Annotated in this window: 12 protein-coding genes; 9 read left to right on the plus strand and 3 right to left on the minus strand. The window is 58.7% G+C overall.

Going from position 1 to position 11,587, the window contains the following annotated elements; all coding sequences use genetic code 11:
* The first annotated feature begins 480 nt into the window (after positions 1–480).
* Entirely contained in the window at positions 481–2,031 is a 1,551-nt protein-coding gene (locus tag ACWIGM_RS05030) for a DUF3987 domain-containing protein (RefSeq protein WP_454024809.1), read from the plus strand.
* 321 nt (positions 2,032–2,352) lie between these two features.
* On the opposite strand, the gene ACWIGM_RS05035 is transcribed toward ACWIGM_RS05030, so the two are convergent.
* A complete protein-coding gene (locus ACWIGM_RS05035; protein WP_454024810.1) occupies positions 2,353–2,541 on the minus strand; it encodes a hypothetical protein in 189 nt (62 codons plus the stop codon).
* A 91-nt stretch (positions 2,542–2,632) separates the two neighbouring features.
* On the opposite strand from ACWIGM_RS05035, the gene ACWIGM_RS05040 reads away from it, so the two are divergent.
* From ACWIGM_RS05040 to ACWIGM_RS05075, 8 genes are all read left to right on the plus strand, one after another.
* Complete coding sequence (locus ACWIGM_RS05040; protein WP_454024811.1) at positions 2,633–2,887, plus strand: hypothetical protein; 255 nt, start codon at positions 2,633–2,635, stop codon at positions 2,885–2,887.
* 123 nt (positions 2,888–3,010) lie between these two features.
* Complete coding sequence (locus ACWIGM_RS05045) at positions 3,011–4,021, plus strand: hypothetical protein (protein ID WP_454024812.1); 1,011 nt, start codon at positions 3,011–3,013, stop codon at positions 4,019–4,021.
* 130 nt (positions 4,022–4,151) lie between these two features.
* Positions 4,152–4,334 (plus strand): hypothetical protein, encoded by a 183-nt coding sequence (locus ACWIGM_RS05050; protein ID WP_454024813.1) that lies wholly within the window; start codon positions 4,152–4,154, stop codon positions 4,332–4,334.
* Complete coding sequence (locus ACWIGM_RS05055; RefSeq protein ID WP_454024814.1) at positions 4,331–4,855, plus strand: GNAT family N-acetyltransferase; 525 nt, start codon at positions 4,331–4,333, stop codon at positions 4,853–4,855. The genes ACWIGM_RS05050 and ACWIGM_RS05055 overlap by 4 nt, the downstream gene beginning before the upstream one ends.
* Before the next feature lie 792 nt (positions 4,856–5,647).
* Positions 5,648–8,176, plus strand: a complete 2,529-nt coding sequence (locus ACWIGM_RS05060; protein WP_454024815.1) for a hypothetical protein — start codon at positions 5,648–5,650, stop codon at positions 8,174–8,176.
* 23 nt (positions 8,177–8,199) lie between these two features.
* The gene (locus ACWIGM_RS05065) at positions 8,200–8,694 is read left to right on the plus strand and encodes a hypothetical protein (RefSeq protein ID WP_454024816.1); all 495 of its coding nucleotides are present in this window, start codon (positions 8,200–8,202) and stop codon (positions 8,692–8,694) included.
* 14 nt (positions 8,695–8,708) lie between these two features.
* A complete protein-coding gene (locus ACWIGM_RS05070; protein ID WP_454024817.1) occupies positions 8,709–9,296 on the plus strand; it encodes a hypothetical protein in 588 nt (195 codons plus the stop codon).
* Between the two features lie 694 nt (positions 9,297–9,990).
* Positions 9,991–10,902, plus strand: coding sequence for a hypothetical protein (locus tag ACWIGM_RS05075; RefSeq protein ID WP_454024818.1), 912 nt, complete (start codon positions 9,991–9,993; stop codon positions 10,900–10,902).
* A 109-nt stretch (positions 10,903–11,011) separates the two neighbouring features.
* Here ACWIGM_RS05075 and ACWIGM_RS05080 read toward each other — a convergent pair whose 3' ends face one another.
* Entirely contained in the window at positions 11,012–11,257 is a 246-nt protein-coding gene (locus ACWIGM_RS05080) for a hypothetical protein (protein WP_454024819.1), read from the minus strand.
* A complete protein-coding gene (locus tag ACWIGM_RS05085; RefSeq protein ID WP_454024820.1) occupies positions 11,257–11,475 on the minus strand; it encodes a hypothetical protein in 219 nt (72 codons plus the stop codon). Before ACWIGM_RS05085 ends, ACWIGM_RS05080 begins: the two co-directional genes overlap by 1 nt.
* Positions 11,476–11,587 lie beyond the last annotated feature (112 nt).

The raw sequence follows: 11,587 nt of genomic DNA on the forward strand, positions 1-11,587 counted from the left end.
GCCGGGCAACCAGACTGAACGACCACAGATGTTGGAAAACCTGCCGGAAATGGCGCTCCCATGGGGAGCCAAAGAGCCAAGTGAAGACAAATAGATAGCGGAAAGTGGGACGAATTCTCGTCCCATGAAATCGCTATGCATTCTATCTCACTTGTCCCACCGAATTTTGGACATCTCCCCTGCCCCGCCAGCGATTCCGCAGGCGGGCCCAAGCCCGTTTGGGCATACGTCCTCGGAGGACACATTTGAACATCACTGCATTCTGGCCTGCCCCCCCAGGCGGGCCAACACTTGGGTATTTTGACATCCAGATTAGCGACGGGCTGCGGCTCTGTGGCATGCGGCTCGTGCAGCAGCAGGACGGCCAGCACCGCGTCAGCGCTCCCAAGGTCGGCACACGCCGCGCGGCGACTTTCACTCCCGCTGTCGCTTCCAAGATTACCCGCGCCGCACTGGCGCACATGCACGGGAACACCCTGAATGACCGAAGCCGCGCCTGAGTTCTCGGAAGACGAGCGCCGCACCGACACGCTGTACCGAGCGGGGCCGGAAATCTGGGTTCCGCCCGCCGACGGATCGTGGTCTGAATTCATTGACGGCATCAACGCCAGGCTGCTCGAGGCAAGGGAAGCCGAAGAAAAAGCCGCACGCGCTGCTCGCCGCCAGCAAAGCGGGCCGCCTGTGCCAGCGAACGACAACATCGAGCAACGCGACGCACCTGTTGAAGGCCTGCCTGCGGACCTCTGCTACCCGCCGGGGTTCGTCGGCGACATGGCGCGCTTCATTGTGTCGGCGTCGCGGTTTCCGTCGCCGCCTCTTGCCCTTGCCTCCTCTTTAGCTCTGACCGCGGCGCTTGCCGGGCGCCGCTATAAGGGCCCGACCGGCCTGCGCACGAATGTCTACATTGTCGGGTTGGCGGAATCCGGCATGGGCAAAGACCTCACGCTCCGTGCGCCCCGCATCGTGGCTGGCGCAGGTCCAAATGGCGCGAGAATCGCCGAGACGTTCCTCGATGCGGACCCGGCGTCGCCGGAAGGCTTGGCAGGGCGCCTGCGCAAGCATCCGTCCGTGCTCGCCAGCATCGACGAATTCGGTAAATGGCTGGCCGAGCGGACGTCCCGGAGTGCGCCGACCCACAAGGCGGGCATTATCTCCGCCATGATGCGCCTAACTGGAGCTGCGTCTGGCGCCTGGGCAGGGGCAGAGAAGTCCGCGGGCAAGGACGCCACTGTGCTCGCGCCATGCTTCAGCATCCACGGCGTCACGACTCCCAGCACCTTCTGGGCGGCCCTTGGCGCGGGAAACATCAGCGAGGGCTTGCTGGGCCGACTGGTCGTTATCGACGGGGGCTCGCGCCTTCCCGTGAAAGTCAGACGCCCCGCCGACATCGAGGACGTGCCGTTGGCGTTGCAGCAGCAGGTCAAGGACTTGGCAGGTACATCGGGTGGGACGGGCTTCTGTGCGGCGTTCGCTACCGGCGTCACTCCTCCCTCCATGGTAATGGCCGTACCCTACGGCGAAGGCGCGGAGGAGGTTTTTGAAGCCTTCGACGACGCAATTCGGGCTGAGGGACCGCGCACCGATCCCGATATGCGACCCGTGCTCATGCGTGTCGCGGAGAACGCAGGTCGGCTTGCGTTGATCGTGGCAGTCGGCAGCAATCCCGGCGAGCCGGTTATCACCACCGAAATCCAAGAGTGGGCCAACGCCGTGGCAAGCCATTCGTACCGGACAATGCTGCGCGGAGCGGCCGACAATATTGCCGATGGTGAGCGGCAGAGCCAATACCTAAGGGTGAGGTTCATGATTGGCAGGCGCGGCGCCGAAGGGCTTTCCCGACGCGACATCATCAAGAGCCTCCGCGGCTCGATCGATACTCGCACGCTCGATGATATCTTTCGGCAAATCCAAGAATCTGGCGACGCCGTGTATGGCGAAGCTCGGGTAAGATCCGGTCAGGTTGCGCGCCGCTGGTGGGTGCAGGAACACGCCCCGGAGGGGCTGAGAACGGTTGCGGGAACGAGTGGATGAGCCGGGCGAAGGCCTGACAAAAGGCCGGGGTAAGCCCGGGGGAGAAAATCGCGATGTTCCCCAAACCGATGATTGTCCGCCCCATGCTTTGCCGGGCCTTTACCCCGCCCTTGCCCCCACCCTTTTTACCCTTTTTCTTTCTAAAATATTTAAATAAATCAATATCTTAGGGCAAGGTAGGGTGGGGTTTTCAAAGACCAGTAGCCCTACCTCCTAATTCTACCGCCAGATTACGCGGGCGTTCACGCGCGCGAACAATCGTCCCTCGCTTTTTTGAGAGCGCCATGTCCATGCCGGTTGGTGAAAGCTCGCCTTTCCGCCTCATGGCTCGTCCTCGCTCCGAAGCGGCCGTGCGCCCTCCGAAAACAGCCCGCGCAGGAAGCCCTTCGAACTCGCGCGATCGCCGTCACGGGCGAGCTCTGCGAGATCCAGCAGCAACGCCCGGATCGCGGCGCGCTCGCTGCCATGCTCGGCGATGACGTCGTCGATCTCGCACTCCAATTCCGTCATTGGCGACGTGTCCGGCAAAGGCACGGCAGACATGGGTTATGTTCTCCGGTATGAGAACATAATGAGAACGAGACCTAGAGAGAGTCAACCCATGGCCGCAGTCGACAGCTTCTTCATCCAGCCCTTCAGGACGCACCGGAAGCGTCTGGTGCCAGCCCAGCGCGTGTCGTCAAAGACGCGCCACCATGCGCTGAACGACGGCGAGCGCATGGCCCGCACGGCCGAGGGCCTGGCCGTGATGCACGTCGTCGCAGATGACGAAACCGGCGAGGTCAGCGCCGTCGCTGTTCTGGCGCGGCACGGGGAAATCCCGGAGGAGTTCGAAGAGCAGATCCGGGCCCTGTGACCGGTCGGCAATGACGCTTTCGAACCTTCACTAGACAGTTAGAAGCCAGCGGCGGAGCTGTATCCTGAGGACAGCACCGCTCGGCAGCTGACATTCAGCCAAGTTCGGCTGTTAGGATCCGGTGTGCATATTTTCATCGACGAGGCTGGCTCGTTTTCAGCATCTGGCGGCAACGCCAGCATCTCAGCTGTTGGTGCTCTAGTCGTCCCGGAGAGCAAATGGGCGAAGCTCCGCCACGCATACGGTGGCCTAAGAGGCCGACTTCCCCAAGAGAATGGCGAGGTAAAGGGCCGCCGCCTTAGCGAGGAGCAAGCTGCCGCAGTAATTCAGCTTCTACGACGGCACGAGGCACTGTTCGAGGCAACCGTAATTGACCTTGGGATGCATACGCCTGAAATAATCTCTTATCATCAGGCCAACCAGGCGGAAGGGGTGACCAGCACCCTTACGGACGAGCATCATCCTTCGGTTGTTGAGGCCCTTTGGACCGCGCGGCGTCAGCTCGAAGCTTTCAGCCAGCCGCTCTACGTGCAGACCATGCTGATCTTCAGCCTCGTACGAGCGGTTCTCGAACTCGCGCCCAATTACTACGCCCAGCGCCGGCCTCGGGAGTTGGCGGCCTTTCATTGGGTCGTCGACGCCAAAGACAGGCAGCTGACCCCCACGCGCTGGGAGCAATGGTGGTCGACCTTCATCATGCCCTGGATGCAGACTGCAGCACTCAGGTCGCCTATTGCCTGGTATAGGGGCGAGGGCTTCAACTTCAGGTTTGCAAGGCGGTTCGAGACCGAGGCCAGCGAATTCTATCGGTCTCTCGTGTCGCAAGAGACGGGTCAGCAGTCAGTAGGTTGGCCACTCGATCTCAAGTTAATGCTCTCCGAAAGCATTCGGTTTTCGTCCGCTCCGGAGCCAGGATTAGAGCTGGTTGACATCGTGACGACCACACTTCGTCGAGCGATCGTCGGAAATATCGGACGTGAGGGATGGCAGGATCTGCCCAGCCTTATCGTGAACCGAACCGGTGAAAATCTGCACATCTTGGCACTCACGGGCGCCGACAAGCCTGCATGGCGCTTGGACTATACCGACGTGATCAAAGCCTTTCGACATTCGCCGAGGTCGATGTTCCCTTAGTCGGTAGGTGCAAATGATCGCGCCGGGGTACAATCACTCTTGTGTCTCCAAGGGCTGCCCGGTCCATAGAAGGAACGTTCCCCGATGCGACGGCGTTGAAACGCTACAGTCGCGTCAGGGAGGTTGGGTCATGCCCGAGGTTCTGAAGGTCTGCCGACTCGGCACCGATTGGGCGGTCAAGGACAGCGGCGGCATCTATATGTGTCGCAGCCCGAAGCTCGAAGAGGTCAAGACCTACGCCGAGAAATGGGCCAAGCGCATCGGCGGCAAGTACATCGTGCGGGATGAGCAAGGTGCGAAGCGCGGACAATGAGCCTACGGCAAATTTTGAAGACAGATCGCCTGATATTGGAGCCGCAATCACTTGCACGCTTCGATCAATGGTTCGCAATGGAGCGCCAGCGCGACGAGGCTGGCCATCGCGATCTCACGGAAGATCAAGCCTGGCTGCGCCTTTGCGCACGTCAAGGGATGTGGGACGCGTACGATCGCGGTTTCTACTACTTGCTCGATCGAGCAAGCGGCGAGATGCGCGGCGAGGTAGGCTTTCAGTTCCGCCGTCGCGGCTTCGGCTCGGACTTTGAGAATTTCCCAGAAGCCGCCTGGGCCATAGTCGCCTCCTATCAGTGGCGAGGCCTCGCAGCGGAGGCGATGGCGAGCGTCCTCTCGCACCATGATCAATCGAGCCAATACCGGCGAGTTGTGGCGCTGATTGAGGACACAAACCTGCCTTCGCTTCGCCTAGCGGATCGCCTCAGTTTCCGCCCGTACTCCAACGTGATTTTCAACGGAACTGAGCATCGTTTGCTAGCTCGCACACGCGAGTGCCCCTAGCCGCTTCGCAATGCTCGAGTAGGCGGCCGCGAGAAACGCGCGGAAGTTGCACCGGCCCCAAGGTGCAAAAGTTCGCGCCGGGCTAAAGCGAGGTGTCTTCATTTGGTGGTTTCATAGGAATTATACATCGCTGGTGATCCCGCGCGGCGGTCCGGCTCCTTGCGAAAGCACACCCGGGAGCAAGCCCCTCGACTCCGCCCGGTGGGCATCCGCGAGCACGGCCTTCAGCGTCTCATAGCTCACCCTCAGAGCCGCGCGCTCGTTGCCGGTGAACGAGCTCCCGTTCCACTTCGTCGCGCTCCAGCAACGGCACGGCCGACATCGGTTTCGCTCTCCGAGACAAGAACACAATAAGAACGATCGAGCTGAGGGCAGTCATGCCGACTGGGCGTTGCATGCGTGGCGACGCTGCTCGCCACTCAACGTCCGCCTTGCGCATCAGCCGGACTTTGAGCCACATCAGCGGTCTTCATCTCCCGATCGCGCTCCCTGAGCTCCGAGATGGCCGACCTTCGCAGAAAATGGCTACGCCGCATGGGCCTTCTTCTGGTCGAAGGTCCCAAGTGTCGTTGGCTAGAATTCAGAGCAGCACGTCGGCTGGGTTGGAGCTGGCGCTGTCCTCCCCGAAACAGGCCCCCGAGACTTGCAGCTCAAGCGATCGGCTGGGTTCGCGCATGACGTGCGCAATCACCTCTGTGCACCTTGGCGCGTTTCGTGATAATTGGCCTGTACCCTAACGTTATCTCCACAAGAATGAATTTTGCCGAGCCAAGGATTGGGCTGGAGGAATAAATGCTCAAGAGATCGCTCTGGATTTGGCTCGCTGCATTCGCTTTGACAGGAAATGGAGCGAATTCACAGCAGCTTAATTTAACTGTTAAGCCGACTCGTGATAGCATCGATATTTATCAATCTAGTTTGAAAAGCTACGCCAGCATAATAGATGGCTCAAATTCATTCTTTACTATCATAGAGCAATTTGACAATGCTGAAAATGCGATGGTTTTTCTTCGCAAACTTCGTGAGAAGAGCCCAGCTGGGCATTATGCCGTTTACCCGCACGTTCCTCACACTGGCCGTGCGTGGTCCGTCGTGTCGGCGGCATATGCATCCGAGCGCGAGGCAGCTGACAAACTCGCCATAGCGAAAGAGCTCAAGTTTGGATCGGATCCGCTGGTCGTTCGGTTGCTGCCGGATCGCTGGTCTCGCGAGATCAAGCCAGTCGAGGTTTACGCTCCGTCTGTAGCTTTGCCGAGCTATCCGAATTTTATCCGCGACCCGCGGGTCGGCGACAAAGGGCGCAAATGGTACGTCTACTTGTATGCCGGCTCGAATGAAGAGGGAGCGATCTCGGAGGCGCGTGACATTCGGCAGAAATACTCAGGAATTAATCTGGCCATACTGCCGCCCCGCGCGATCAGAGTTCGGACCGGCCCAAGTTCCCAAAGTGGGCCGGCGAACCTGTTCTACGATGACTCGACGTGGCGGGTTGCGATTGCTGCGGGAGCGACTGAGGATGATGCCAATCGTGCCATCAAGCTATCGGCGCGGCTTGGAATACCAACGGTCGGCGGTCCCGTCTCATACCCATATTCCGAGGTTGTGTTTGAAAACATAACCGGAGCAGACGTGACGCACTATGCTTGGACTGTTGCCGATCGTGATCTCCTGAACCGAGAGAAGGCCATTAGGAGCAGGCTGGACGAATGCGTTAGGAACCTGGCCTTCCGAGGGAAGAAAGATCAGCCCGATCCAAACCAGAATGTCCCGTTTACGTTAGGCGATATCAGGGACTGCGCGAAGGTTATCGTCTCGCCGAGGCAGCTTTGGAATTGTCTTGGGACGGATGCCGATTATGCCGAGCGTTCAACGGTTGATGCCGTTCGTTCCGCTTATGAGAGCTGTCAATGGTACGAAGATGGCCTAGCCGGCTTGGAGGAGTTGAAAAAGGCCGGATTTGATCTTGCCAGTAAGGTCGCGATCGAAAAAGGCAAGCTCACGCGATTGGTGCCTAAGCTTGAGGAAATTACGGAGTGCCGTCAGTCCGCCGGCAACAGGGAGGAGGCGTTCTTAGCCTGCGTCACGTCTCGCATGATGAGCGATGAGCAGAAGGTCCTGGTGGAGTGCCTGACCAGGCAGAATGACGAGAAGGCGACGGCAAAGTGTCTGCTCGCGAAGGCAAAAGAGCTGCCTCTCGAAGCAGATACTCGGGCAAAGCTGACATGTCTGGTCGACAATATGTCCGATCCGGCCAAATCGGCGGACTGTCTCGTGCCGGCCGACCTGAAGCAGAAGGCTGCGGACCTTCAAGGATGCGTCAGGCGCGCAGGAGCTGATCCGAAGGCCGTCGCATTGTGCATATCGCCGAACCTGAGCAGTGACCCGAATCTCAATCGCCTCGCATGCCTGCAGGCGAGTGCAGGGGACAAACTCGCGGCGGCGCGCTGCTTGGTTGATGGTGACGAGGCCAGAAATCTGATGGGGGCCGCGAGCTGCATCTCGAACATGAATGCCAGCAAAGGCGACATGCTGGGATGCGTTGCTGCGGTCGGTGGCCCAGACGCCCAAAAGGCAGCTGAGTGCCTGAAGGCGATCAATGGCGACAACCCACTAAAGTGCCTGGCTCAGTTTGCCGATCCGAAATTGAAGCAGGCCCAGGAGGCCTACAACTGCATCAGCAACGCCGTTGATGCAGCCTCTGCGATCGAAGCATGTGGCGGAGCGATTGGCGATCCAAAAACGCGGCAAGCCGTGAGTTGTCTTGTTCGCGCCAACGGCGACTCATCGGCGATCGGTCAATGTGCCGCGCAGGCTCTGCTTCCGGGCGAAGCTGGGCGGCTTGCTGGCTGTCTGGCGAGCAGTCAAGGCGCGTATGTCGCGGCGGCGCTGTGTGCCTATGGCCCGCAGATGAACGAAGAGATGAGGATTGCCGTAGAGTGTGTCGTCACCAATGGCGGCAATCCGATTGGAAGCGCAGCCTGCACCGGCGGGCGCCTGACTGTTCGCGAGCTGACGAAGTGTCTATCCGGCAAGATCGGGCAGGATTGCTTTGGTCCGAATAACACACTCGTCAAGTTTCACTCTCAGATGATTGAGGACGTGAAGAAGCTTCTGAATTTTCAAATCGATAAAGACGGTGAATTGGCGAAGGCTTTGATTTCATTGTCGGAGGGTCTAAAAGATTTGGGATCCTTGATTGAGCAAGCCGGAAAGCGGCTCATAGACGACTGGAGTCGTAACGATCTAAACCCGGATAGGATCTATGACAACTGGAGGCGAAGCGATCTTAATCCTGGGAACTGGAGCCTTCCGAAGTGGTGAACTCAAATTCTGGAGCAATAATTATGATTGCCATGAAAAGCGTCGCCGCTTTCTCGTTGATCTTGATGGTATCAACGGCGGCTCATTCTCAAGAAAAGAAGGAGAGTAAAACTCAAATAGGATTTCCATCTCAGAGCAAAAACTATATCTCCAAAAGTCCACTTTTCAGAATATCAGTCAATGACAAGGGTGAATTTCAAGGAATATCAGCAAATACTTGGATAGAAACTAAATCAGAATTAACTTGTGGTCTTTTCATGAATGAAATTAAAGTCACTGCTAAAACATTCACTGAGAATAATCCAGAGAAGCCGTTCATCGCTGCAAAAATCTCTGTTCGGGTGAGCGGTGGGCAATCTCAAGTGGACGCTAAGCACTGTGATAATTCATCGCAGTGCGAAGTGATCAGAGCGGTTCGGTCGCAAGGGTATGGCTGTCAAGAAGTATGCTTTTCCAGTGAGGTTTCAGAACTTCCGGGTTCGAGTCCCATGGTGAGCTCAGAGCAATGTTTGAGGTGATGGGAGGTCTGGGGATGAAGTTCAGATCCATGCTCTTGGTCAGCGCCGGCCTGGTTTTGTTGGCGGGTTCCGGCGCCTTGGCTCAAATTGCCCCGGCGCCAACGATTTCTTGCGGAGGCATCACGATCACGGACTGCGTAAAGCGCGTGCACACCGCGATGTCGGATCCCAAAGCAACACCCCAGCAGGTGCTTCAGGCATGGGGTGCTTGGTCCGAGGTCTACGAGAGGGCATATCGCTCCCTGAAGGATGCTCCCGTACGTCCTTCCGACATTGATCGGATCGAGGGCAAACTCAAAGACAAGATCGATTCTTACACAAACCCTGAGACGGTACTGGTGGATCAGGCAATCAAACGCTTTTTTCCAACGCTTGCGGCAATTTTTGCTTTTGCTGAGGGGCCTGTTGGCGAAGCGCTTTTTATATTGTTCTCTCCGACCCCAACGGTAACGCCCATCCAGCAATTGAAGTTGCACAACGATGATTTGGCAAAAGTATTGCTGGTCCGAATGACGCCGCTGCTAAATCCGGATTGGAAGTGGCGATACAATACTGCGATTTCGGAAGTTTTGCAGGGCACCCCGATTGGCGGAAAGCCATAAATTATTGAAGCGTGCTCCAAGCCAGATACAAACATCGCGGTACCGCTGGCGCCGTGAGTTTTAGAATGATGCGTGACGCAGCACGTAATCAAGAGTTCAGCCGCGATAAGCAATTCGCCGATTGACGCCGGGAGACGACTGCTTTGGCGACAGGCAGGCGCTGGGTTGGGGGAGCGCCAAGCCGAGGCCAACACGCAGGAGCCAAAGAAAAAGCCCCGACAGCGAAAGCTGAAGAGGCCAGGTCGTCTCGACGGTGCAGGGAGACGGCAGCTGAACGCGCGGCACTGTCAACGGTTCCGTGCTTGCCCCTCGTGCATCGTCGGCGAGCTCCGCGGCGCCCGATCTCATTGGCTGACACTGCTGGGCCACCGAAGCAGCGCCGGAACGCGTAGGCGGCACGCTCGTCTGCGACCCTGATCCGAAGTTGCTCACTATCGCCGAGGGCGGAAACGATCTCCGTATCCATCGCCGTTTTGAGAGCTAAGCCCCGATCTCGTACAAGCGGATGTGTAGTCGACAGCGATCAATATCGATCAACACATGAAAGGGGCGAGCTTCCGTCATTTCATCGTCCTTGCGGGGATAGATCAGCAATCAATCCCCGGTGTCTCCAGCGGCCTCATACTCAACGACAGCATCGTGAGGATCAAAGTCATCCTCTCGGCTGCTGCAACTGCCAACCTGGAGAAACCTAATGGCTTTGCCCTCAGTCGTATTGAAGACGCTTGTCCTCTCGGCATTGCTCGGCTTGGGGTCCGTGCCCGCCGGTGCCGCTCCATCGCAGCTCCGGCTCAAAGACTACGGCGCGGCTCTCGATTGCGTGACCGACGACACCGCTGCACTGAACGCAGCAATCGCTGATGCGACGTCTCTCGTGCAGGGCACCAACCGCATCGGCTGGAGCGGCTGCCTCCGGGTGACATCGACCATCAACCTCGGTCGCGTGACGCTGGAAGGCGACGAGGTGCTGAGCGCTACGATCAGGAAGGACTTCCCCGGCGGCGTTCTGATCCGCCTCAACGGCTGCGGCGGCAGCGCGCTCCGGAACTTTTCTGTCCCGAGCTATCCAGGCGCCACGCCGAACTCCTACATCATCTACTCAGCATCGACCCAGACGCCGTCCTGCTCGGTCGACAGGGTGGTGATCGAGAACCTCTACCTGTCGAGTGGCGTGCTGGCCAACGCTCCGTTCCGCAATATTGAACTGAACGGCTCCGGCCGCGTGACGCCGTCCGGCATTCGCGAGCCGGTGATCCGCAATGTCACGGCCTTCGGAGCCACTGGCGGCAACATCTACTTCAACGGTCTGCAGAGTGCCGACATCTCCGGGCTGCACACCTACTCGTTCGGGCCCGGCACCAACACCGACGCCGACGTCTACATGGTCTCAACCGCATTCGCCGCGGCGGACAACAGCATGCACTCGCTCGATATCGAGGGCACTTTGCACCTGTCCAACCAGACGACGTTCTACTCGCAGGGCATGATCAACGCCATCAGCTGGGGTAGCTTCGGCCTTACCGGCAACGGAAATATGAGGATCGTCACCAACGGCTACGCGCCGACGGAATTCGGGACCCGACCTGTCGGTGTCGGCATCTGGTAGCAAGTCAGAGGCTAGGGCGCAGCCGCCTGCCCCTTCGCCAGAGACAACCTGCCTCTCGGCTCGCTCCGAGAGGCCTTTCTATTGGGAGTGGGGCGCCGAACCGCCAGTCTCAGAAATCCTCCAGCCCGCGCTTGCCATACCCGCCAGCATCACGCTTGGCATCGTCGAGCGCTCCGTTGAGCTGCATGTCAGCTAGGTTCAAGGCATCAGCGAGCGACTGCAGCGCAACATAGACGGTCGTGCCAAGCGGAATCTCGCCACACCATTTCCTGACTTCCCACTGAAAGGTGCGGAGCGTTGCCTTCATCTCCGCTGCCTTGCCAGGATGCAGGCTGCGTTGCGAGCGTTTGACCATCACAGATCCTCGCTTTTGACCGGCCGGGCGCCCTCCGAGAACAGCCCGCGCAGATCGCCGTGCGAGCTTGCCCGATCGCCGTCGCGCCCGAGCTCTGCGAGATCCAGCAGCAACGCCCGGATCGCAGCGCGTTCACTGCCGTGCTCGGCAATGACGCCGTCGATCTCGGTCTCCAATTCCGTCATACGCGACGTGTCCGGCAGTGGCACGGCTGACATGGGCTTTGCTCTCCAGTATGAGAACATAATGAGAACTTTTGAGCCGAGAGAGTCAAGCCGACCGGACGTTGCACAGGCAGGCTTCGGACAACCCGATAGCCGTCTTTCGACA

Source organism: Allobosea sp. NPDC055332 (genome assembly GCF_053645455.1).

Bases quoted from the DNA above. Each gene is read 5' to 3' on its own strand.
- ACWIGM_RS05030 (WP_454024809.1), top strand. From the start codon at position 481: ATGACCGAAGCCGCGCCTGAGTTCTCGGAAGACGAGCGCCGCACCGAC.
- ACWIGM_RS05080 (WP_454024819.1), bottom strand. From the start codon at position 11,257: ATGGTCAAACGCTCGCAACGCAGCCTGCATCCTGGCAAGGCAGCGGAG.
- ACWIGM_RS05065 (WP_454024816.1), top strand. From the start codon at position 8,200: ATGATTGCCATGAAAAGCGTCGCCGCTTTCTCGTTGATCTTGATGGTA.
- ACWIGM_RS05085 (WP_454024820.1), bottom strand. From the start codon at position 11,475: ATGTCAGCCGTGCCACTGCCGGACACGTCGCGTATGACGGAATTGGAG.
- ACWIGM_RS05040 (WP_454024811.1), top strand. From the start codon at position 2,633: ATGGCCGCAGTCGACAGCTTCTTCATCCAGCCCTTCAGGACGCACCGG.
- ACWIGM_RS05035 (WP_454024810.1), bottom strand. From the start codon at position 2,541: ATGACGGAATTGGAGTGCGAGATCGACGACGTCATCGCCGAGCATGGC.
- ACWIGM_RS05050 (WP_454024813.1), top strand. From the start codon at position 4,152: ATGCCCGAGGTTCTGAAGGTCTGCCGACTCGGCACCGATTGGGCGGTC.
- ACWIGM_RS05060 (WP_454024815.1), top strand. From the start codon at position 5,648: ATGCTCAAGAGATCGCTCTGGATTTGGCTCGCTGCATTCGCTTTGACA.
- ACWIGM_RS05075 (WP_454024818.1), top strand. From the start codon at position 9,991: ATGGCTTTGCCCTCAGTCGTATTGAAGACGCTTGTCCTCTCGGCATTG.
- ACWIGM_RS05055 (WP_454024814.1), top strand. From the start codon at position 4,331: ATGAGCCTACGGCAAATTTTGAAGACAGATCGCCTGATATTGGAGCCG.
- ACWIGM_RS05070 (WP_454024817.1), top strand. From the start codon at position 8,709: ATGAAGTTCAGATCCATGCTCTTGGTCAGCGCCGGCCTGGTTTTGTTG.